The sequence below is a fragment of the Pseudomonas koreensis genome, from assembly GCF_036668835.1.
Taxonomy (GTDB): Bacteria; Pseudomonadota; Gammaproteobacteria; order Pseudomonadales; family Pseudomonadaceae; genus Aquipseudomonas; species Aquipseudomonas koreensis_I.
This window is the reverse complement of record NZ_JAZEVW010000004.1, coordinates 390,402-412,796: the sequence shown is the minus strand read 5'-3', so window position 1 is coordinate 412,796 and position 22,395 is coordinate 390,402. Positions and strand designations below refer to the sequence as shown.

The 22,395-nt window shown below is 60.3% G+C and carries 21 protein-coding genes and 1 pseudogene; 17 read left to right on the top strand and 5 right to left on the bottom strand.

The window, feature by feature from the left end; all coding sequences use genetic code 11:
* Positions 1-207 precede the first annotated feature (207 nt).
* Both V6F91_RS14540 and V6F91_RS14535 read left to right on the top strand, forming a co-directional pair.
* Complete coding sequence (locus tag V6F91_RS14540; RefSeq protein ID WP_039756611.1) at positions 208-1,218, top strand: class 1 fructose-bisphosphatase; 1,011 nt, start codon at positions 208-210, stop codon at positions 1,216-1,218.
* 3 nt (positions 1,219-1,221) lie between these two features.
* Positions 1,222-1,824, top strand: a complete 603-nt coding sequence (locus tag V6F91_RS14535; protein WP_332765527.1) for a DUF924 family protein — start codon at positions 1,222-1,224, stop codon at positions 1,822-1,824.
* Position 1,825: 1 nt separating this feature from the next.
* Here the strand turns inward: V6F91_RS14535 and V6F91_RS14530 are convergent, their stop codons facing one another.
* From V6F91_RS14530 to V6F91_RS27460, 4 genes and pseudogenes are all read right to left on the bottom strand, one after another.
* Positions 1,826-2,158: a type II toxin-antitoxin system RelE/ParE family toxin gene (locus V6F91_RS14530; RefSeq protein ID WP_332765525.1), complete on the bottom strand. Its 333-nt coding sequence runs from the start codon at positions 2,156-2,158 to the stop codon at positions 1,826-1,828.
* The gene (locus tag V6F91_RS14525; RefSeq protein WP_332765523.1) at positions 2,155-2,427 is read right to left on the bottom strand and encodes a type II toxin-antitoxin system Phd/YefM family antitoxin; all 273 of its coding nucleotides are present in this window, start codon (positions 2,425-2,427) and stop codon (positions 2,155-2,157) included. Before V6F91_RS14525 ends, V6F91_RS14530 begins: the two co-directional genes overlap by 4 nt.
* A 193-nt stretch (positions 2,428-2,620) precedes the next feature.
* Positions 2,621-3,385, bottom strand: a complete 765-nt coding sequence (locus V6F91_RS27465; protein WP_423815334.1) for a methyl-accepting chemotaxis protein — start codon at positions 3,383-3,385, stop codon at positions 2,621-2,623.
* Positions 3,386-3,478: 93 nt separating this feature from the next.
* Positions 3,479-4,513: pseudogene (locus tag V6F91_RS27460) on the bottom strand (HAMP domain-containing protein); the annotation flags it as partial.
* Between the two features lie 283 nt (positions 4,514-4,796).
* Here V6F91_RS27460 and V6F91_RS14515 point away from each other — a divergent pair.
* Both V6F91_RS14515 and V6F91_RS14510 read left to right on the top strand, forming a co-directional pair.
* The gene (locus V6F91_RS14515) at positions 4,797-5,051 is read left to right on the top strand and encodes a hypothetical protein (protein WP_093105895.1); all 255 of its coding nucleotides are present in this window, start codon (positions 4,797-4,799) and stop codon (positions 5,049-5,051) included.
* A 29-nt stretch (positions 5,052-5,080) separates the two neighbouring features.
* Positions 5,081-5,650, top strand: a complete 570-nt coding sequence (locus tag V6F91_RS14510) for a lipocalin family protein (RefSeq protein WP_090280288.1) — start codon at positions 5,081-5,083, stop codon at positions 5,648-5,650.
* A 119-nt stretch (positions 5,651-5,769) separates the two neighbouring features.
* Here the strand turns inward: V6F91_RS14510 and V6F91_RS14505 are convergent, their stop codons facing one another.
* Positions 5,770-7,134 carry a formimidoylglutamate deiminase gene (locus V6F91_RS14505; RefSeq protein WP_332765517.1) on the bottom strand — a complete coding sequence of 455 codons (1,365 nt, stop codon included), beginning with the start codon at positions 7,132-7,134 and terminating at the stop codon, positions 5,770-5,772.
* Between the two features lie 145 nt (positions 7,135-7,279).
* Here V6F91_RS14505 and hutC point away from each other — a divergent pair, with 145 nt between their 5' ends.
* The 13 genes from hutC (at position 7,280) to dtd (ending at position 22,314) form a co-directional block, all read left to right on the top strand.
* Positions 7,280-7,990 (top strand): histidine utilization repressor, encoded by a 711-nt coding sequence (hutC, locus tag V6F91_RS14500; RefSeq protein WP_162803449.1) that lies wholly within the window; start codon positions 7,280-7,282, stop codon positions 7,988-7,990.
* On the top strand, positions 7,987-8,559 hold the full coding sequence (locus V6F91_RS14495) for a HutD family protein (protein ID WP_332765515.1): 573 nt from the start codon (positions 7,987-7,989) through the stop codon (positions 8,557-8,559). The genes hutC and V6F91_RS14495 overlap by 4 nt, the downstream gene beginning before the upstream one ends.
* A gap of 474 nt (positions 8,560-9,033) precedes the next feature.
* Positions 9,034-10,719, top strand: coding sequence for a urocanate hydratase (gene hutU, locus V6F91_RS14490; protein WP_332765513.1), 1,686 nt, complete (start codon positions 9,034-9,036; stop codon positions 10,717-10,719).
* A gap of 163 nt (positions 10,720-10,882) precedes the next feature.
* A complete protein-coding gene (locus tag V6F91_RS14485) occupies positions 10,883-12,355 on the top strand; it encodes a cytosine permease (RefSeq protein WP_332765511.1) in 1,473 nt (490 codons plus the stop codon).
* Between the two features lie 71 nt (positions 12,356-12,426).
* On the top strand, positions 12,427-13,395 hold the full coding sequence (locus V6F91_RS14480; RefSeq protein ID WP_332765509.1) for an ABC transporter substrate-binding protein: 969 nt from the start codon (positions 12,427-12,429) through the stop codon (positions 13,393-13,395).
* 83 nt (positions 13,396-13,478) lie between these two features.
* Entirely contained in the window at positions 13,479-14,330 is an 852-nt protein-coding gene (locus tag V6F91_RS14475; protein WP_332765507.1) for a proline/glycine betaine ABC transporter permease, read from the top strand.
* On the top strand, positions 14,327-15,157 hold the full coding sequence (locus V6F91_RS14470; RefSeq protein ID WP_332765505.1) for a glycine betaine/L-proline ABC transporter ATP-binding protein: 831 nt from the start codon (positions 14,327-14,329) through the stop codon (positions 15,155-15,157). Before V6F91_RS14475 ends, V6F91_RS14470 begins: the two co-directional genes overlap by 4 nt.
* 145 nt (positions 15,158-15,302) lie before the next feature.
* Positions 15,303-16,826 (top strand): histidine ammonia-lyase, encoded by a 1,524-nt coding sequence (hutH, locus tag V6F91_RS14465; protein ID WP_332765503.1) that lies wholly within the window; start codon positions 15,303-15,305, stop codon positions 16,824-16,826.
* A 116-nt stretch (positions 16,827-16,942) separates the two neighbouring features.
* On the top strand, positions 16,943-18,475 hold the full coding sequence (gene hutH / locus V6F91_RS14460) for a histidine ammonia-lyase (RefSeq protein WP_332765501.1): 1,533 nt from the start codon (positions 16,943-16,945) through the stop codon (positions 18,473-18,475).
* A gap of 242 nt (positions 18,476-18,717) precedes the next feature.
* Positions 18,718-19,923, top strand: coding sequence for an imidazolonepropionase (gene hutI / locus V6F91_RS14455; RefSeq protein ID WP_332765500.1), 1,206 nt, complete (start codon positions 18,718-18,720; stop codon positions 19,921-19,923).
* Between the two features lie 10 nt (positions 19,924-19,933).
* Positions 19,934-20,737 carry an N-formylglutamate deformylase gene (gene hutG, locus V6F91_RS14450; protein WP_332765499.1) on the top strand — a complete coding sequence of 268 codons (804 nt, stop codon included), beginning with the start codon at positions 19,934-19,936 and terminating at the stop codon, positions 20,735-20,737.
* A gap of 171 nt (positions 20,738-20,908) precedes the next feature.
* Entirely contained in the window at positions 20,909-21,880 is a 972-nt protein-coding gene (gene pip, locus V6F91_RS14445; RefSeq protein WP_208939085.1) for a prolyl aminopeptidase, read from the top strand.
* Positions 21,877-22,314, top strand: coding sequence for a D-aminoacyl-tRNA deacylase (dtd, locus tag V6F91_RS14440; protein WP_332765496.1), 438 nt, complete (start codon positions 21,877-21,879; stop codon positions 22,312-22,314). Before pip ends, dtd begins: the two co-directional genes overlap by 4 nt.
* Positions 22,315-22,395 lie beyond the last annotated feature (81 nt).

The following is a 22,395-nucleotide window of genomic DNA, read 5'->3' as shown; positions in this document are numbered from 1 at the left end:
TCTCCAAACTGCCGCATCAGCCAGGCACCAATAGTCCCGAACCGGTCTACGCTCAAATCCGCCACCTGAACTCTCCACCGACAATCACGTCTGATGCAGGCAAATACGCCCCGACGCACGTTAGCGGGCGTCTTCGCTCGCTAGGTTTTCAGACTCCCTGTAAACTGCGCGGGTTTTTAGCCCCCCCCCATTCCACCGGAGCCGTCCATGTCCCGCGTTACCTTGAGTCGCTATTTGATTGAGCAGACCCGCAGCAACAACACTCCTGCCGATCTGCGCTTCCTGATCGAAGTGGTGGCGCGTGCCTGCAAGGAAATCAGCCACGCCGTGTCCAAAGGCGCCCTCGGCGGTGTTCTGGGCAGCATGGGCACTGAAAACGTCCAGGGCGAAGTGCAGAAGAAACTCGACGTGCTGTCGAACGAAATCCTGCTCGAAGCCAACGAATGGGGCGGTCACCTGGCCGGCATGGCGTCCGAAGAAATGGACAATGCCTACCAGATCCCGGGCAAATACCCGAAAGGCGCCTACCTGTTGGTATTCGACCCACTGGACGGTTCCTCGAACATCGACATCAACGCGCCGGTCGGCACCATTTTCTCGGTACTGCGTTGCCCGAACGAATACCTGAGCCAGAACGAGCCGCTGAACGAAAAGGCCTTTCTGCAACCCGGCACCCAGCAAGTGGCCGCCGGTTACGCGATCTACGGTCCGCAGACCATGCTGGTGCTGACCCTGGGTGACGGCGTCAAAGGTTTCACCCTCGACCGTGAAATGGGCAGCTTCGTACTGACCCACGAAGACATCACCATTCCTGAAACCACGCAGGAATTCGCCATCAACATGTCCAACCAGCGTCACTGGGAAGCCCCGGTACAGCGCTACGTCGGCGAGCTGCTGGCCGGTGAAGAAGGCCCGTTGAAGAAGAACTACAACATGCGTTGGGTCGCGGCGATGGTTGCCGACGTACACCGCATTCTGACCCGTGGCGGTCTGTTCATGTACCCGCGCGACAGCCGTGAGCCGTCCAAACCGGGCAAACTGCGCCTGATGTACGAAGCCAACCCGATGTCGTTCCTCGTCGAACAAGCGGGCGGCGCCTCCACCGACGGCCACCAGCGCATCCTCGACATTCAGCCCGAAGGCCTGCACCAGCGTGTAGCGGTTTTCCTCGGCTCGAAAGAAGAAGTCGCTCGCGCTACGGCCTACCACAAGGAATAAACCATGAACGCGCCCTGGCAGCCGTTGCTCGATTGGTGGTTCGGAAATGCCGAATCACCGAATGAGATATCGGCTGACAAGGGCAAGTTGTGGTTCGGCAAGCGTGACAGCCAGGACCTCGAAGCGCAGACGCGTTTCGGGGTCTTTGTCGATCAGGCCCTGGCCGGCGAATTGACCGAGTGGACGCAATGTCCCGAAGGTTGGCTGGCGGTGGTGCTGTTGCTTGATCAATTGCCGCGAATGATCCATCGCAACACCCCTAAAGCCTACTCCGGTGATTTGCGCGCGCAGAAACTCGTCGCCCAAGGCATTGCCGCGGATTTCGATCGGCAGTTGAAACCGATCCAGCGTGTGTTCATTTATCTGGTATTCGAACACTGCGAAAACCTCGCGGCACAGAACGAGGCAGTGTCGCGATTCATCGAACTGGTGGCGGAACAGCCGGAAGCGCAGAGGGCGGTGTTTGCAGATAATCTGGATTATGCCGAGCGGCATCGGAAGGTGATTGCGCAGTTTGGGAGGTTTCCGCATCGCAATGCGGTGTTGGGGCGGGAGTCTACGGCTGAGGAATTGGAGTTTCTTGGTCAGCCCGGTTCTCGGTTTTGATTCAGGGATTGCCTCTTAGAAGTCGTTTCATCAAAAGCGCCGGTAAGCTTTTTCGCGTATCGACAACGATATGAATGAACACTGTGGCTTCCCGCACTTCGTAAATCACGCGGTTCATGCCAGAGATAATCTGCCGATACTGGCCAAGATTGAGTTTCTCGATTTCTCCAGGAATCGATCCTGAGTAAGGCTGATCGGCGAGACCAAGAATTGCGGTTTTGAGATCGGCATAAGTGCTTTGCCAGATTTGCGTCGAGAACTGCCTGACGAGGTATGTGCGAAGCTCTTTGAGATCTGCTTGTGCGGACTGAAGAATAACGACCTTTAAACTCATTGATGATCGGCCCTGTCCAGTTCGGCAAAAACGTCTTCAGCCTCACTGAACTTGCCTTCTTCGATCTCCCGATTACCCATCGCCAACAGTTTCAGCAACGCCATTGTGTCTTCTTGCTCTTCAAAGCTTTTCACATCCATAACCACTAGCTTGGCTTCACCGTTTTGAGTGATTACCAGCGGTTCGCGGCTTTCAGTAATGGATTTGACGATATCGGCCGTGTGGCTTTTCAGGTAACTGATCGGTTTGATTTGCGATGAAAGCTTCATGATTGAGCCTCGCCTAATTGATGAGGACTGAGTTTAGTCTTAATTCAGTCCACTGTCAGTGGGGCCTGACCAGCGTATTACAATTTGGGCGCTGTCGTGGCTAATGCCCCCATCGCCAGCAGGGAGGCTCCCGGTGCCGTGCCCGCACCACTGTGGAAGCCAGCGTGCTGGCGATAGGGTCAATAGCAGCATTTTAAATCCGGAAACTACCCACCAATTGCTTCAACCGCGCTGCCTGCTGCTCCAGATCCGAACACGCGCGCAATGTCGCCTGCAGGTTTTCCACACCTTCCTGATTCAGCGTGTTGATCTCGCTGATATCCACATTGATCGACTCAACCACGGCGGTCTGCTCTTCAGTCGCGGTGGCGACCGATTGGTTCATGCCGTCGATCTCGCCGATACGCTGGGTCACGCTGCCGAGGCGTTCGCCGGCCTGGTTGGCGATGCCGACGCTGCTTTCGCTCTCGCGCTGGCTCTCGGTCATGATGCTCACCGCTTGACGCGCGCCGATTTGCAGTTCCTCGATCATCTTTTGCACTTGCTGCGCCGAATCCTGGGTGCGGTGGGCGAGGTTGCGCACTTCGTCGGCAACCACGGCGAAACCACGCCCGGCCTCACCGGCCCGCGCCGCTTCGATCGCCGCGTTGAGGGCAAGCAGGTTGGTTTGCTGGGAAATGCTGGTGATCACTTCGAGAATCTGGCCGATGTTCACCGTGTTGCTGTTGAGGGTTTCGATGTTGCCGCAGGAGTCGCTGATCTTCGCCGACAGCTGCTGCATGGCGTGGATGGTCTTATCCACCACCTGCTGACCTTCGACGGCGAGGCCGCGCGCATCGCTGGAATGCTGCGAGGCGAGGGCGGCGTTCTGGGCGATTTCCTGGGCGGCTGCGCCGAGCTGGTTGATCGCGGCGGCGACGCTGTTGGTGCGGCTGGCTTGCTGGTCGGAGTTGTACATCGATGAGTTCGATGCGGCGACCACGCGCAGGGCGACTTCGTTGACCTGACCGGTGGCCGAGGACACTTCGCGGATCGAGGTGTGGATACGCTCGACGAAGCGGTTGAACGAGGTGCCTAGTGCGCCGAATTCATCGTTGCCATGGATGACCAGACGCTTGGTCAGGTCGCCCTCACCTTCAGCGATATCGTGCATGGCGCGGCCCATGGTCAGCAGCGGTTGCATCAGCACACGAATCAGCATGCCCAACAACGCCAGAATGATGACCACGGCAATGGCCATGGCGATCAGCGCTGAGGTTCGAAATTCGCTGAGCATGGCGAAAGCGGTGTCTTTATCGAGCACCAGCGCCACGTACCAGTCAGCCGACGGCACGCCATTGACGCGGGTGAAGGAGATCAATTGAGTCTTGCCGTCGAATTCGACTTCCTTCAGGCCCGGGCTGACTTTTGGTGCGCCATTCGGATAGGCCTCGGCGAGGGTCTTGAGTACGAGTTTGCTGTCCGGGTGAATGAGTATTTTGCCTTCGGCGCTGACAATGAAGGCGTGACCGTGACCGCCGAAGTTCAGCGAGTTGATGATTGCACTGACGCTGGTCAGATCGATATCTGCACCGGCGACGCCGAGCATCTGGCCCTGACGTTGCACCGGCGTGGCGACGGTAATCACCAGTTTGCCAGATGAGGCAGCGATGTAAGGTTCGGTGACGATCGTCTGTTGTGCGCTATTGGCCGCTTTGTACCAGCCGCGGGCGCGCGGGTCGTAATCCGGTGCGCGATTGCCGGCCGGCACCGAGAACATCACGCCGTCCGCGCCGCCGAAATAGCTGAGCTGAAAATTGCCGGTGTAGGCGGGCAGGTCGATGATGCGCTTGAGGCTGGCCGGCGCGTTGCCGTCGACCGCCACTTGCTGGGATAACGATTGCAACAGCTGGATGCGGCTTTCCAGCCAGGTCTGGATGTTGCTGGTGGTCAGACTGCCCAGTTCCTGCATGGTCGCTTCGGTACTGCTGCTCAGAGCCTGACGTTGTCGATAGTCGTTGAACAGAATGAAACAGGCGAACGCAACGGCCACCACGAGGGCGGCAGCCAACAAGATCTTGTGGCTGAATTTCAGGTTTCTGGTCATCGAATGAACTACCGAGCAAGGGCTGGTCAGGAAAGGGCGGCAATTTGCCATATTCCCTGGCGTTGCGCTGCTCTTATTTCGACCGGCGCGCGCCAAAGATTAGACGTGCTGGCGGAAAATCGACGAAATGCTCAATAGCCCTACAAAGTGTCTGATTTAACCGAAAAATGCCGGACGAGCGGATGAACAAATAGCCATCTTGTCAGGGAACCAGCGGAGGGTTTTCTCTTCTAAGCTTCTGGTTGGCACCATGCCAGCCCCCTTCCGCTCCAGGAGTTACACCATGTCGCTGCGATCTCTCGCCCTTCTGTGCTTTTGCGTGCTGCTGGCCGCATGCAGCAAGGTCAATCAGGAAAACTACTCGAAGCTCTCGGCCGGCATGGCCAAGGCCGAAGTCGAGACCCTGCTGGGCAAACCGACTGATTGCTCGGGCGCGCTCGGCATGTCCAGTTGCACCTGGGGCGACAAGAACAGCTTTATCAGCGTGCAGTACGCCGGTGACAAAGTGCTGATGTTTTCCGGCCAAGGCCTGAAGTAAACCGGGGCTTCGCGCCCACGGAGAAAAAAATGAAGCGGTTATTGTTAGTTCTTTTTGCCGGCCTGGTTTTGGCCGGCTGCGCCACTTCCGGCGTCGATTCGTTGGCACCGAAAACCGTCAACAGCGTCAATCTCAAGCGTTATCAAGGCACCTGGTACGAACTGGCGCGTCTGCCGATGTACTTCCAGCGCAACTGCGCGCAATCCGAAGCGCATTACACCCTCAAGCCTGACGGCAACGTGGCGGTGCTCAACCGCTGCCTGACCCCGGACTGGCAATGGGAAGAGGCCAAGGGCACGGCTTATCCGCAAGTGCCGGGCAAGACCGACAAGCTGTGGGTCGAGTTCGACAACTGGTTCTCGCGCCTGCTGCCGGGCGTCGCCAAAGGCGAATACTGGGTGTTGTACGTCAGCGACGACTACAAGACCGCCATCGTCGGCGACCCAAGCCGCAAGTACATGTGGCTGCTGTCGCGCACACCGACCGTCAACGGTGTGGTGCGCGAGGACTTGCTGAGCAAGGCGCGTCAGCAAGGGTATGACACCACCCGGCTGATCTGGCGGGCGACGGATCGGCAGATGGCTAAAACTTCGAACTGAAGAACACTGCAAAACCTTGTAGGAGTGAGCCTGCTCGCGATAGCGGTGTGTCAGAAAATGAATATGTGACTGACACACCGCTATCGCGAGCAGGCTCACTCCTACATTGGGGGTTTGTGTCAGCCTAAAAGGTCGCGCAGGACTTGGGTGAAGGCACGCGCACTGTCTTCTTCGCCGGCATGCCTGCCGCCGCGCACCACCCATTGGCCATTCACCATCACATCACGCACCTGCCGATCGCCACCGGCGAACAACCAGCGATTCAAGATCCCGTCGCCGCTGGCCGTCGCCAGGTAGGGATCGTTGCCATCGAGCACAATCCAGTCGGCCCGCTTGCCAACTTCCAGCGCGCCGATCGGCTGCCCCAACGCCTGCGCGCCGCCGTCCAGTGCGGCGTCATACAACGTGCGCCCGACCATCGGCTGATCCGCGCCGTACAAGCGATTGCGGCGCTGATCACGCAGACGCTGGCCGTATTCCAGCCAGCGCAATTCTTCCACCACGCTCAGCGATACATGGCTGTCGGAGCCGATGCCCATGCGCCCGCCCTGAGCGAGGAAATCCACTGCCGGGAAAATCCCGTCGCCCAGATTCGCTTCGGTGGTCAGGCACAACCCGGCGATGGCGCGACTGTTGGCCATCAGCGTGACTTCTTCCTGGTTGGCGTGGGTCGCGTGGACCAGGCACCAGCGCTGATCGACCTCGACATTTTCATACAGCCATTGCAGCGGCCGACGCCCGCTCCAGCTCAGGCAGTCGTCGACTTCCTTCTGTTGTTCGGCGATGTGGATGTGCACCGGGCATTTTGGGTCGCTGGCCGCCAGCACCTCGCTGATCTGTTGTGGTGTCACCGCACGTAACGAGTGGAAACACAGGCCCAGCGATTGCGCCTTTTGCTGCGCCAGTAATGGCTGCAAGCGCGATTGCAGATTCAGGTAATTTTCCGTGCTGTTGATAAACCGTCGCTGGCCGTCATTGGGCGTCTGGCCGCCGAAACCGGCGTGGCTGTAGAGCACCGGCAGCAGGGTCAGGCCGATGCCGCTGTCACTGGCGGCCTGGCTGATGCGCAAGGCCAGTTCGGCCGGGTCGGCATACGGCTGGCCGTTGCTGTCGTGGTGCACGTAGTGAAATTCTGCGACTGAGGTGTAACCGGCCTTGAGCATTTCGATGTACAGCTGACGGGCGATGATGCCGAGCTGATCCGGGCTGATTTTTCCGACGAGCCGATACATCAGATCGCGCCAGGTCCAGAAACTGTCGTTCGGGTTGCCGGCCACTTCGGCCAGCCCGGCCATCGCCCGCTGGAAGGCGTGGGAGTGCAGATTCGGCATGCCCGGCAGCAACGGGCCGCTCAGCCGTTCGGCGCCGTCTGCGCTGGCATCGGCCTGGATTTGGGTCAGCAAGCCATCGGCGCTGACCTCAAGACGTACATTATTGGCCCATCCATTAGGCAGCAGTGCGCGTTCGGCAAAGAAGGCGGACATGGTTCGGCACCCCATCGTGTGTTATTTGTATATACATATACAGACGTTTGCCTGCCCGGTAAACTCCGGCAAGCTAGCCACTTTCATCCAAGAACAGGGATCCACCGTGCCGACTCCGCCTCCAGTCTCCCCGTTGGCCGCGAACATGGGCGACAGTCCGGCGCCCTTGTACGCCCGCGTCAAACAGATGATCACCCAGCAGATCGACAGCGGTAACTGGCCGCCGCATTACCGCGTGCCGTCCGAGAGCGAACTGGTCAGCCAGCTGGGCTTCAGCCGCATGACCATCAACCGCGCCTTACGCGAGATGACCGCCGACGGCCTGCTGGTGCGCATGCAAGGCGTCGGCACTTTCGTTGCCGAGCCGAAGAGCCAGTCGGCGCTGTTTGAAGTGCATAACATCGCCGATGAAATCGCCTCCCGTGGCCATCGCCACACCTGCCAGGTCATCACCCTCGAAGAAGAGGCCGCCGGTTCCGAGCGCGCGCTGGCGCTGGACATGCGCGAGGGGCAGAAGGTGTTCCACTCGCTGATCGTGCATTACGAAAACGACATTCCCGTGCAAATCGAAGACCGCTTCGTCAACGCGCTGGTCGCCCCGGAATACCTCAAGCAGGATTTCACCCTGCAAACCCCTTACGCCTATCTCAACCAGGTCGCCCCGCTGACCGAGGGCGAGCACGTGGTCGAGGCGATTCTCGCTGAGCCGTCCGAGTGCAAATTGTTGCAGATCGAAAAGGGCGAGCCGTGCCTGCTGATTCGCCGCCGCACGTGGTCCGGTCGGCAGCCAGTGACCGCAGCGCGCTTGATCCATCCGGGTTCCCGTCATCGTCTGGAAGGGCGGTTTCATAAATGAGTAACGAAGTGAAGGTTCTGCGCGCCGCAGGCTACCCGCGTATGCCGTGGAAAAACGGCGGCGGCAGCACCGAAGAAATCACCCGTGACGCAGGTGCCGGTCTTGATGGTTTCGGCTGGCGTCTATCGATTGCCGACATCGCTGAATCGGGCGGTTTCTCGACGTTCGCTGGGTACCAGCGAGTGATCACCGTGTTGCAGGGCGATGGCATGACCCTGAGCGTTGACGGTGACGATAGTCGGCCGCTGTTACCCCTCGACCCATTCGCCTTCAGTGGCGAAAGTCAGGTGTCGTGCACGTTGCTCGGCGGCGCGATTCGCGACTTCAATCTGATCTACGCGCCGCAGCGTTACAGCGCGCGGTTGCAGTGGCTGAACGGTGAGCAGCGGTTTTTCAGCTCGGCATCGACGGTACTGGTGTTCAGTGTCAGTGACTTGCTGCAAGTGGGGGTTGGTGGCAGCACGTCTCAGTTGGGGCGACATGATTGTCTGCAACTGGACGGTAACACCGGGTTGATCGAAGTCTCGACCTATGCCGCTTGTTGCGTGATCGAGCTGACAGCTCGCTAATTACGCCTTTCTCTCGATCATTCCCACGCTCTGCGTGGGAATGCATCCCGTGACATTCTTCGTCACCAGCGAACGCGGAGCGTCCGTGGCGGCGTTACCACGCAGAGCGTGGGAACGATCCCGAAAGCTGTTTCCTGCACGCACCAACTTGTTACCGAACGCCCCAGCGTGGCGCAAAACCACGCTCTCGTAATAATCCCCAGTTGCGTCAATCCATACCCTCGAAATATTTCATCCACGCTTGAGCCCTTGATCCAGGCGCTCTACAGCCCTCTGCGCGATTTTTCTTGAACGCCCCTCCAGCAAGTTGGCCGCTTGATTGCATATGCTTGTATGTACAAGTAAAGACGTATGCGTATGAGTCGCTTGAGACTCTCCGCAGCGTCCACTGATTCGCTTGTCGCGCATCGAAGCGCACAGGCTGCTTGCCCACTGCCAGGGTTGGTTTGAATTGATCGCTGAGGAGTCTTTTTCGTGACTGACAATAAGCCTACTAAGGTTCGTAACGTCGAAATCCGTGCATCGCGCGGCAACAAGCTGACCGCCAAGAGCTGGCTGACCGAAGCGCCGCTGCGCATGCTGATGAACAACCTCGACCCGGAAGTCGCCGAGAACCCGAAAGAGCTGGTGGTCTACGGTGGTATCGGTCGCGCGGCGCGTAACTGGGAGTGCTATGACAAGATTGTCGAAAGCCTGACCAACCTCAACGACGATGAGACCCTGCTCGTGCAATCGGGCAAGCCGGTCGGCGTGTTCAAGACCCACGCCAACGCCCCGCGCGTACTGATCGCCAACTCCAACCTGGTGCCGCACTGGGCGAGCTGGGAGCACTTCAACGAACTCGACGCCAAAGGCCTGGCCATGTACGGCCAGATGACCGCCGGCAGCTGGATCTACATCGGCAGCCAGGGCATCGTTCAGGGCACCTACGAAACCTTCGTCGAAGCCGGTCGCCAGCACTACAACGACAACCTCACCGGCAAGTGGGTTTTGACTGCCGGTCTGGGCGGTATGGGCGGCGCACAACCGCTGGCGGCAACCTTGGCTGGCGCGTGCTCGCTGAACATCGAATGCCAGCAGGTGAGCATCGATTTCCGCCTGAAAAGCCGTTATGTCGACGAACAGGCCAAAGACCTCGACGACGCCCTGGCGCGTATCGACAAATACACCAAAGAAGGCAAAGCGATCTCCATCGCTCTGCTCGGTAACGCCGCAGAAATCCTGCCGGAACTGGTCAAGCGCGGCGTGCGCCCGGACATGGTCACCGACCAGACCAGCGCCCACGACCCGCTCAACGGTTACCTGCCAGCCGGCTGGAGCTGGGACGAATACCGCGCCCGCGCCAAGACCGAACCGGCCGCTGTGATCAAAGCCGCCAAGCAGTCGATGGCCGTGCACGTCAAAGCCATGCTGGAATTCCAGAAGCAGGGCATCCCGACTTTCGACTACGGCAACAACATCCGTCAGATGGCTCAGGAAGAAGGCGTCGAAAACGCCTTTGATTTCCCAGGTTTCGTGCCGGCCTATATCCGTCCGCTGTTCTGCCGTGGCATCGGTCCGTTCCGCTGGGCGGCGCTGTCGGGTGATCCACAAGACATCTACAAAACCGACGCCAAGGTCAAAGAGCTGATCCCGGACGACGCGCACCTGCACAACTGGCTGGACATGGCCCGCGAGCGCATCAGTTTTCAGGGGCTGCCGGCACGGATCTGCTGGGTTGGTCTGGGGCTGCGCGCCAAACTCGGTCTGGCGTTCAACGAAATGGTCCGCAGCGGCGAGCTGTCGGCGCCGATCGTGATCGGCCGTGACCACCTCGACTCCGGCTCGGTCGCCAGCCCGAACCGCGAAACCGAATCGATGCAGGACGGTTCCGACGCCGTGTCCGACTGGCCACTGCTCAACGCCCTGCTCAATACCGCCAGCGGCGCGACTTGGGTTTCGCTGCACCACGGTGGTGGCGTCGGCATGGGCTTCTCGCAGCACTCGGGCATGGTGATTGTCTGCGACGGCACGGACGAAGCGGCCGAACGCATTGCCCGCGTACTGCACAACGACCCGGCGACCGGGGTCATGCGTCACGCCGATGCCGGTTACCAGATCGCCATCGATTGCGCCAAAGAGCAGGGGCTGAATCTGCCGATGATCACCGGGGGCAAGTAACACGCTTTGGCTTTATGTGGGAGCGAGCTTGCTCGCGAAGGCAATCTGTCAGCCAGCACAGATGTTGAAAGTTCTGGCCTATTCGCGAGCAAGCTCGCTCCCACAGAAAAGCAGCCCTACCGAAGCTCAGTGAACTATTAAAACAATCCACAGAGGTTGAATCATGGCTGTCAACACCGATCGTGCAGGCAACAAACCGTTGATCGAGAAGCGTTCGATCGACTACATCCCGGAAGCGGAAAGACACGGTCGTCTGTTCAGCCAGTTCACCCTGTGGATGGGCGCCAATCTGCAGATCACCGCGATTGTCACCGGGGCCTTGGCCGTGGTGCTGGGCGGTGATGTGTTCTGGTCGTTGATCGGCTTGCTGATCGGCCAATTGCTCGGCGGTGGCGTGATGGCGCTGCATGCTGCGCAAGGGCCGAAACTCGGTCTGCCACAGATGATCTCCAGCCGCGTGCAGTTCGGCGTTTATGGCGCGGCGATTCCGATCGTGCTGGTGTGCCTGATGTATTTGGGTTTCACCGCGACCGGCACCGTGCTGTCCGGGCAAGCGCTGGGGCAGTTGTTTGGTGTCAGTGACAGCGTCGGCATTCTGATTTTTGCCAGCGTCATCGTGCTGGTGACGGTGCTCGGCTATCGGGTGATCCACTTCATCGGCCGGGTCGCCAGCATCATCGGCGTGATTGCTTTCGTCTTTCTGTTCTGGCGGTTGATGAGCCAGACCGACGTTGGCGCGCTCCTGCAAATCCGTCACTTCAGCTGGAGCAGCTTCCTGCTGGCGATGTCGCTGGCCGCGTCCTGGCAGATCGCGTTCGGCCCGTATGTCGCGGACTACTCGCGCTATTTGCCGAGCAACACCTCGGCGGTGAAAACCTTTTTCGCCGCCGGTGCCGGTTCGGTGATCGGTGCGCAAGTGGCGATGATCTTCGGCGTGTTCGCGGCGGCTTCGGCCAACGGCCAGTTCGCCGGGCATGAAGTGGCTTACATCGTCGGTCTCGGCGGTACCGGTGCCACTGCGGCGTTGCTGTACTTCAGCATCGCCTTTGGCAAGGTGACCATCTCCACGCTCAACTCCTACGGCAGTTTCATGTGTATTGCGACGATCATCAGTGGTTTCAAAGGCCACCTGACCGTTACGCGCATGCAGCGCCTGGTGTTTGTGCTGGTAATCGTCGGCGCGGCCACGCTGATCGCGCTGCTCGGTCAGCACTCGTTCCTCGGTGCGTTCAAGTCTTTCATCCTGTTCCTGCTCGCGTTCTTCACACCCTGGAGCGCGATCAACCTGGTCGACTACTACTGCATCACCCGTGAGCGCTACGACGTGCCGGCGCTCGCCGATCCGAAGGGACGCTACGGTCGCTGGAACCTGTTGGGGATCAGCGTCTACGTGTTCGGTGTGCTGGTGCAGCTGCCGTTCATCTCGACCAAGTTCTACACCGGTCCGCTGGTGGCCGCCCTCGGTGACGTGGATATCTCCTGGATCATCGGTCTGGTGCTGCCAGCCGCTGTTTACTACGTGTGCGCGAAAAAATGGCACAGCGCAGTGCCCGATCAGCTGATTCTGCCAGTCGAGCAGAGCAGCCAAGTACAACCCGAAACAAGCGGGGCCGGTCGCGCTGCGGCGCAGGCCTGATCTGGACGTGGACAGGGCTGGATGCCTCTTGAACTGCCGTAAGCCCATTCATGATTAGGAGCGTCATTACAATGAAATCGAACAAGACCCTGCTGACCACATTGCTGTCCATGGGCCTGTTGGCCAGTGCCGGCGCCACCCAGGCTGCCGGTTGGTGCGAATCGGGCAAACCGGTGAAATTCGCCGGCCTGAACTGGGAAAGCGGCATGCTCCTGACCGACGTGCTGCAAGTGGTGCTGGAGAAAGGCTACGACTGCAAGACCGACAGCCTGCCGGGCAATTCCATCACCATGGAAAACGCCTTGAGCAGCAATGACATTCAAGTGTTCGCCGAAGAATGGGTCGGCCGCAGCGAGGTCTGGAACAAGGCCGAGAAGGCCGGCAAGGTGGTCGGCGTCGGCGCGCCCATCGTCGGTGCAATCGAAGGCTGGTACGTGCCGCGTTACGTCATCGACGGCGACGCCAAGCGCAAACTCGAACCGAAAGCTCCAGACCTGAAAAATATCGCTGACCTGGGCAAATACGCCGCTGTTTTCAAGGACGCCGAGGAACCGTCCAAAGGCCGTTTCTACAACTGCCCGGCCGGCTGGACCTGCGAGCTGGATAACAGCGAAATGCTGAAAAGCTACGGCCTGGAAAACAGCTACACCAACTTCCGTCCGGGCACAGGACCTGCGCTGGATGCGGCGGTGCTGTCGAGCTACAAGCGTGGCGAGCCGATCCTGTTCTACTACTGGTCGCCCACCCCGCTGATGGGCCAGGTGGACCTGGTCAAACTGGAAGAAAAACCGGGCGTCGACAAGAGCGTGAGCATCAAGGTCGGCCTGTCGAAAACCTTCCACGACGAAGCCCCGGAACTGGTCGCCGTGCTGGAAAAGGTCAACCTGCCGATAGATCTGCTGAACCAGAATCTGGGCCGCATGGCCAAGGAACGTATCGAGTCACCGAAACTGGCGAAAATCTTCCTCAAGGAACATCCTGAAGTCTGGCATGCGTGGGTCAGTGCAGACGCAGCCAGGAAAATCGACGCGGCGCTGTAGGTCGATACCTCCCGGTCAATCGCGAGGCTGGCCGGGAGATACGCCGTAAACGCTGGAATGAGATTGCTGACTGAGAGCCGCTTATGTTTCCCGAGAGCTTTACCTTTTCCATCGCCGACTGGGTCAACGGTTGGGTCGATTCGCTGGTCACCAACTACGGTGATGTGTTCCGCCATATCTCCGACACGCTGTTGTGGGCCATCGTCAACCTCGAAGGCCTGCTGCGCGCAGCGCCATGGTGGCTGATGCTGACGATCGTCGGTGTGGTCGCCTGGCACGCCACGCGCAAAGTCTTGACCACGGCGGTCATCGTCGGTCTGCTGTTCCTCGTGGGCGCGGTCGGCCTGTGGGACAAGCTCATGCAGACGCTGGCGCTGATGATGGTCGCGACGATCATTTCGGTGCTGATCGGCATCCCGCTGGGGATTCTCTCAGCGCGCAGCAATCGCCTGCGTTCGGTGCTGATGCCGCTGCTCGACATCATGCAGACCATGCCGAGTTTCGTGTACCTGATTCCGGTGCTGATGCTGTTCGGCCTGGGCAAGGTGCCGGCGATTTTCGCCACGGTGATCTACGCCGCGCCGCCGCTGATTCGTCTGACCGATCTGGGCATTCGCCAGGTTGACGGCGAAGTGATGGAAGCGATCAACGCGTTCGGCGCCAATCGCTGGCAGCAACTGTTCGGCGTGCAACTGCCGCTGGCCCTGCCGAGCATCATGGCCGGGATCAACCAGACCACCATGATGGCCCTGTCGATGGTGGTGATCGCCTCGATGATCGGCGCCCGTGGCCTGGGTGAAGATGTGCTGGTGGGGATTCAGACCCTTAACGTCGGACGTGGCCTTGAAGCCGGTCTGGCGATCGTGATTCTCGCAGTGGTCATCGACCGCATTACTCAAGCGTATGGTCGGCCACGGCATGAGGTGAGCAAATGAGCAACGCAACCGTGAGCAAGATCGAAGTCAAAAACGTCTTCAAGATTTTCGGCAACCGGGCCAAGGATGCGTTGGCGATGGTCGGCCAGGGCAAGACCAAGGATCAGGTACTGAATGAAACCGGTTGTGTGGTCGGAGTGAATGACCTGTCGCTGAGCATCGGCACCGGCGAGATCTTCGTGATCATGGGCCTGTCCGGCTCGGGCAAATCGACGCTGGTGCGCCACTTCAATCGGCTGATCGATCCCACCAGCGGGGCGATCCTCGTCGACGGCGTGGACATCCTGCAATACGACATGGATGCGCTGCGCGAATTTCGCCGGCACAAGATCAGCATGGTGTTTCAGAGCTTTGGTCTGTTGCCGCACAAAAGCGTGCTCGACAACGTCGCCTACGGTTTGAAAGTGCGCGGCGAGAGCAAGCAGCTGTGTACCGAGCGCGCGCTGCACTGGATCAACACCGTGGGCCTCAAAGGCTACGAAAACAAATACCCGCACCAGCTCTCCGGCGGCATGCGCCAGCGTGTCGGTCTGGCCCGCGCTTTGGCGGCGGACACCGACATCATTCTGATGGACGAAGCCTTCAGTGCGCTCGACCCGCTGATCCGTGCCGAGATGCAGGACCAGTTGCTGGAGCTGCAAAAGTCCCTGCACAAGACCATCGTGTTCATCACTCACGACCTCGACGAGGCCGTGCGCATCGGCAACCGCATTGCGATTCTCAAGGATGGGAAGTTGATTCAGGTCGGTACGCCACGGGAGATCCTGCATTCGCCGGCGGATGAGTATGTCGACCGATTCGTGCAGCGGCGGGCGGCAGTAGTCTGATCTGAACAAAGCGTTGCACCGACTGGCCCCATCGCTGGCAAGCCAGCTCCCACAGGGATTGTGTGAGCACTGATGACTCTGTGGGAGCTGGCTTGCCAGCGATGGCGCCGGTGAAGCTGCATCAATATCAAGGTTGAGGTTTTAGATGTCCCAGGCTGAAAAAATCATCATCACCGGCGACCACCTGCATTGGCAGGACGTGGTCGCCGTGGCCCGGCGCGGTGCGCAACTGGAGCTGTCGGAGGGCACCTGGGCGCGAATCGACAACGCGCAGGCCATCGTTCAGCGCATCGTCGAAAGTGGCGAGCGGGCCTATGGCGTCAACACCGGTCTGGGCGGACTGTCCAACGTCTCGCTCAAAGGCGAACAACTCAGCCAGCTCTCGCGCAACACCTTGCTCAGCCACGCCTGTGGTGTCGGCCCGGTGCTCAGAGACGAACAGACTCGGGCGATCATCTGCGCCGCGATCCACAACTACAGCCACGGCAAATCCGGCATCCACCGCCAAGTGGTCGAAGGCCTGCTGGCGCTGCTCAATCGCGGCATCACCCCGCAGGTGCCGTCGCAAGGTTCGGTGGGCTACCTGACACACATGGCGCACATCGGTATCGCCTTGCTCGGCGTCGGCAACGTCAGCTATCGCGGGCAAATTGTGCCGGCGCAACAGGCACTGGCCGCAGAAGGCTTGCAACCGGTGCAGCTTGGTGCCAAGGACGGTTTGTGCCTGGTCAACGGCACGCCGTGCATGACCGGCCTCAGTTGCCTGGCGATTGCCGATGCGACGCGGCTGATGCAATGGGCCGACGTCATCGCTGCGATGAGCTTTGAAGCCCAGCGCGGCCAGATCGACGCCTTCGATGCGGAAATCATCGCACTGAAACCGCATCCAGGCATGCAGCAGGTTGGCGGCAATTTGCGCGCGCTGCTCGACGGCAGCGAAGTGATCGCCACGAGCAAAGGCATTCGCACTCAGGACGCCTTGAGCATCCGCTCGATCCCGCAGGTTCACGGCGCCGCGCGTGATCAACTGGAGCATGCGATCAGGCAGGTCGAAATCGAACTCAACGCCTGCACCGACAACCCGTTGCTGCTCGGCACGTCGGACAATTTCCGGGTGATGTCGCAAGCCAACCCGCACGGGCAATCGGTGGCGATGGCCGCCGACCTGCTGGCGATCGCCATGGCCGAGATCGGCTCGATCGCCGAGCGCCGACTCGATCGCCTGATCAATCCGCACGTCAGCGGCCTGCCGGCCTTTCTGGTGGCCAATCCGGGCGTCAATTCCGGGATGATGATCGTGCAATACGTCGCCGCCTCGCTGTGCGCGGAAAACCGCCAGTTGGCGCAACCGGCGGTGCTCGATAACTACATCACCTCGGGCCTGCAGGAAGACCACCTGAGCATGGGCACCAACGCTGCGCTGAAGCTGCATCGCGCCGTGGAAAACTGCACGCAGATCCTCGCCATCGAATACTTGTTGGCGGCCCAGGCGTTTGAATTTCTAAAGGAGCAACGCTTCGGCGCCGGCACCGATGTCGCCTGGCGCCTGCTGCGCGAAAAAGTCCCGGCCTACGATCAGGACCGCTGGCTGGCGCCGGATATCGCCGCCGCAGCGAGCGTGCTGAAAGACCCGAATCTGCCGCACAAGGTTTTACCGAATCTGCACTGACACTACCCCTGCCAGCGTGCCAAGGCGCGGCTCTCCAAAAGACGAGCGGCGACGGACAACGGACATTTCCGGAGCGACTGGTCAGTTAATAAGAAACTCTCAAAAGGAGCACAAACATGACTGCGCTGAACCTGATTCCCGGCCAACTGAGCCTGGCCCAACTGCGTGACGTCTACCAGCGTCCGGTCAAGCTGAGCCTCGACAACAGCGCCGCCGCGCAGATCGAGGCCAGCGTGGCCTGCGTCGAGCAGATCCTCGCCGAGAACCGCACGGCCTACGGCATCAACACCGGTTTCGGCCTGCTCGCGTCGACGCGCATTGCCAGCGAAGACTTGGAAAACCTGCAGCGTTCGCTGGTGCTGTCCCACGCCGCCGGTGTCGGCGAGCCGATCAGCGATGCGCTGGTGCGGCTGGTCATGGTGCTCAAGGTCAACAGCCTGAGCCGGGGTTTCTCCGGCATCCGTCGCGTGGTCATCGATGCGTTGATCGCGTTGATCAATGCCGAGGTCTATCCGCACATTCCGCTGAAGGGCTCGGTCGGTGCATCGGGCGATCTGGCGCCGCTGGCGCACATGTCGCTGGTGCTGCTGGGCGAGGGCAAGGCGCGCTACAAGGGCGAGTGGATGCAAGCAACCGAGGCATTGAAAATTGCCGGTCTGACCCCGCTGACGCTGGCCGCGAAAGAAGGTCTGGCGCTGCTTAATGGCACTCAGGTTTCCACCGCGTTTGCGCTGCGTGGCTTGTTTGAGGGTGAAGACTTGTTCGCCGGTGCGCTGACGCTCGGAGGTCTCAGTGTTGAAGCCGTGCTGGGCTCGCGCTCGCCGTTCGACGCACGCATTCATGCGGCGCGTGGGCAGAAAGGCCAGATCGATGCCGCTGCGGCTTACCGCGATCTGCTCGGTGAGCGCAGCGAAGTCTCCGCCTCGCACCAGAACTGCGACAAGGTGCAAGACCCGTACTCGCTGCGTTGCCAGCCGCAGGTCATGGGCGCCTGCCTGACGCAGTTCCGTCAAGCTGCCGAAGTGCTGGCCGTCGAAGCCAACGCGGTGTCGGATAACCCGCTGGTGTTTGCCGCTGAAGGCGATGTGATTTCCGGCGGCAACTTCCACGCCGAACCGGTGGCCATGGCCGCTGACAACATGGCGTTGGCCATCGCTGAAATCGGCTCGCTGAGCGAACGCCGTATCTCACTGATGATGGACAAGCACATGTCGCAACTGCCGCCGTTCCTGGTTGCCAATGGCGGCGTGAACTCCGGCTTCATGATCGCGCAGGTGACTGCTGCGGCACTGGCCAGCGAGAACAAGGCGCTGTCGCATCCGCATTCGGTCGATAGCCTGCCGACCTCGGCTAACCAGGAAGACCACGTCTCGATGGCCCCGGCAGCGGGCAAGCGTCTGTGGGAGATGGCCGAGAACACCCGCGGCATTCTCGCCGTGGAATGGCTGGCGGCGGCGCAGGGGCTGGACCTGCGCAACGGCCTGAAGACCTCGCCGAAGCTGGAACAGGCGCGGGCGATATTGCGCAAGGAAGTACCGTTTTATGAGAAGGATCGGTTCTTTGCGCCGGATATCAATGCGGCGACTGAGCTGTTGGCTTCGCGGTGTCTGACTGAGCTGGTTCCGGCGAAGTTGCTGCCTAGCCTGTAAGTGGATTTTCAGGGAGAGCTTTGTTGTTGCTGAAATCGCTCCCCCTCACCCCAGCCCTCTCCCCCAGGGGGGAGAGGGGGAAGGGAGCAGATCTCTATGCTTTTCAGAATTGAGTTCAACTGGATAGTCAGGTTGGCATATCTCGACAGAACTACCCGGTCAGTTCCCTCTCCCTCCGGGAGAGTCTAGGGTGAGGGGCTTTTCAAGGCCGCCGCCCAAACCAACCCCTACGGAGGCCAACAGTGAAAACCCTCTGGCAACACTGCCACGTCGCAACCATGGCCCATGGCGTTTATTCGATCATTGAGGACGCCGCCATCGTCACTTCCGGTGCGCTGATCGAGTGGATCGGCCCGCGCCAGCAATTGCCGTCCGGCGAATACCCGGCGGTCAATGACCTGCAAGGCGCCTGGGTCACGCCCGGGCTGATCGACTGCCACACCCACACCGTGTTCGGCGGCAACCGCAGCGGCGAATTCGAAAAACGTCTGCAAGGCGTCAGTTACGCCGAGATCGCTGCGCAGGGTGGCGGCATCGCCAGCACCGTGCGGGCGACTCGCGACGCTACTGAAGACGAATTGTTTGCCAGCGCCGCCAAACGCCTGAAAAGCCTGATGCGCGACGGTGTGACCACGGTCGAAATGAAATCCGGCTACGGCCTCGACCTGGCCAACGAACGCAAGATCCTGCGGGTCATTCGTCGTCTGCAGCAGGAATTGCCGATCAGCGTTCGCAGCACCTGCCTGGCCGCTCATGCACTGCCGCCGGAATACAAGGATCGCGCCGACGACTACATCGATCTGATCTGCGACGAGATGCTCCCGGCGCTGGCCGCCGAGGGCCTGGTCGATGCGGTCGATGCCTTCTGCGAATACCTGGCGTTCTCGCCGGAGCAGGTCGAACGCGTGTTCGTCGCCGCGCAAAAGCTCGGTTTGCCGGTGAAGCTGCACGCCGAGCAACTGTCATCGCTGCACGGTTCCAGTCTCGCCGCGCGCTATAAAGCGCTGTCTGCCGATCATCTGGAATTCATGGACGAAGCCGACGCCATCGCCATGGCCGAAGCCGACACCGTCGCCGTGTTGCTGCCGGGCGCGTTCTATTTCCTGCGCGAAACCCAGCTGCCGCCGATGGACGCCCTGCGCAAGCACAACGTGAAAATTGCGATTGCCAGCGACCTCAACCCCGGCACGTCGCCGGCGCTGTCGTTGCGCCTGATGCTGAACATGGCTTGCACCTGTTTCCGTATGACCCCGGAAGAAGCCTTGGCCGGCGCGACGATCCACGCGGCGCAAGCGCTGGGCATGGCTGCCACCCATGGTTCGCTGGAGGTCGGCAAGGTCGCCGATTTTGTCGCCTGGCAGATCGATCGTCCGGCGGATCTGGCTTATTGGCTCGGCGGCGACGTGGACAAACGCGTCGTGCGTCACGGCGTTGAATCAAATCTGTAGGAGAGCGGTTGTGGATAAGGTTCTGCATTTCAAACAAGGTCGCGTGCCGTTGCTGATCAGCATGCCGCATGCCGGGGTACGCCTGACGCCTGCGGTCGAGGCCGGATTGATCCCGGCGGCGAAAAGCCTGCCGGACACCGATTGGCACATCCCGCAGCTTTACGAGTTTGCCGAAGCGCTGGGTGCCAGTACCTTGGCGGCCGAGTACTCGCGCTTCGTCATCGACCTCAACCGGCCATCCGATGACAAGCCGATGTACGCCGGGGCCACCACCGGCCTGTATCCGGCGACGCTGTTCGATGGCATTCCATTGTTCCATGAAGGCCTGGAGCCGTCGAAAGAGGAACGCGCGAGCTATCTGGAGCAGATCTGGACGCCGTATCACCGCAAGCTGCAAGAAGAACTGGCGCGGCTCAAGGCTGAATTCGGCTACGCGCTGCTGTTCGATGCGCACTCGATCCGCTCGATCATCCCGCACCTGTTCGACGGCAAGCTGCCGGACTTCAACCTCGGCACTTTCAATGGCGCCAGCTGCGATGCGCAACTGGCCGCGCAGCTGGAAGCGATCTGCGCGCAGCACAGCAATTTCAGCCACGTGCTCAACGGTCGTTTCAAGGGCGGCCACATCACCCGCCACTACGGCAACCCGGCCGAAAACATCCACGCGGTGCAACTGGAACTGTGCCAATCGACCTACATGGAAGAATTCGAACCGTTCCGCTACCGCGCCGACCTGGCCGAGCCGACGCAGGTGGTGCTCAAGGAACTGCTCGAGGGCCTGCTCGCCTGGGGCACGGGCCACTACTCAAAATAACGATACAGATCCCACAGGTTTCGTGTGCAGGCGAAAATCGCATTGGCACATGGCTGACAAGGCGTGACAACGAGGGAGCATGCTCATTGACGTAAATCGGGTTTATGATGCCCAACGGCAGAATAATAGAAGTCCCCCCAGGGATGACCTCGACCCCTTACGGAGCGCGCAATGCAGACTTTGTTTCCGCAGATCAAACCCCACGCCCGGCACGATCTGGCTGTCGATGACACCCATACGCTGTACGTCGATGAAAGCGGCTCGCCGGAAGGTCTGCCAGTGGTGTTCATCCACGGTGGCCCCGGCGCTGGTTGCGACGCGCAGAGCCGCCGCTATTTCGATCCGAACCTGTATCGCATTGTCACCTTCGACCAGCGCGGCTGCGGACGCTCGACGCCTCACGCCAGCCTGGAAAACAACACCACCTGGGATCTGGTCGAAGACCTCGAGCGCATCCGCAAACATTTGGGCATCGACAAATGGGTGCTGTTCGGCGGCTCATGGGGCTCGACCCTGGCGCTGGCTTACGCGCAAACCCACCCGGAGCGCGTCCATGGCTTGATCCTGCGCGGGATCTTTCTCTGCCGCCCGCAGGAAATCGAGTGGTTCTATCAGGCCGGCGCCAGCCGTCTGTTCCCCGATTACTGGCAGGACTACATCGCACCGATCCCGCTGGACGAGCGCGACGACCTGCTCAACGCCTTCCACAAACGCCTCACCGGCAACGACCAGATCGCGCAGATGCATGCGGCCAAGGCGTGGTCCACATGGGAAGGGCGCACCGCGACCCTGCGGCCGAACCCGCTGGTGGTCGATCGCTTCTCCGAGCCGCAGCGCGCGTTGTCGATTGCGCGGATCGAATGCCATTACTTCACCAACAATGCCTTCCTTGAGCCGAACCAGCTGATTCGCGACATGGCCAAGATTGCCCATCTGCCGGGCGTGATCATTCACGGTCGCTACGACGTGATCTGCCCGCTCGACAACGCCTGGGAACTGCATCAGGCCTGGCCGAACAGCGAATTGCAGGTAATCCGCGACGCCGGCCACGCGGCGTCCGAGCCGGGCATTACCGATGCGCTGGTGCGCGCGGCGAGCAAAATGGCTCAGCGTCTGCTCGATCTGCCGCCTGAAGAAGCATGAAGGGGCTGTTACAGCGGGTGCGCGGCGCGCGAGTCGAGGTCGACGGTGATGTCGTCGGTGCGATCGATCAAGGCTTGCTGGTGCTGGTCGCAGTAGAACCCGACGACACGCGTGTCAGCGCCGACAAACTTCTGCATAAGCTGCTTAACTATCGGGTATTCAGTGACGCCGAGGGCAAGATGAACCTGTCCCTCGCCGATGTCGGCGGAGGGTTGCTGCTGGTCTCCCAGTTCACCCTCGCGGCCGATACCAGAAGCGGCTTGCGCCCGAGCTTTTCGAGCGCGGCGCCGCCGGCCCTTGGCGAGGAGTTGTTCGACTATCTATTGAGCAAAGCGAAACAGGTGCATGGCACTGTGGCATCAGGTAGATTCGGCGCCGATATGCAGGTGCATCTGGTCAACGATGGCCCGGTGACCTTTTTGTTACAGACCTGAAAATGCTTGAAACACCTTCTTTAGGAAATTTCGACTGTTTTTAGGGTGTTTACGCGATAAATACTTTGTTACCCCTGATGC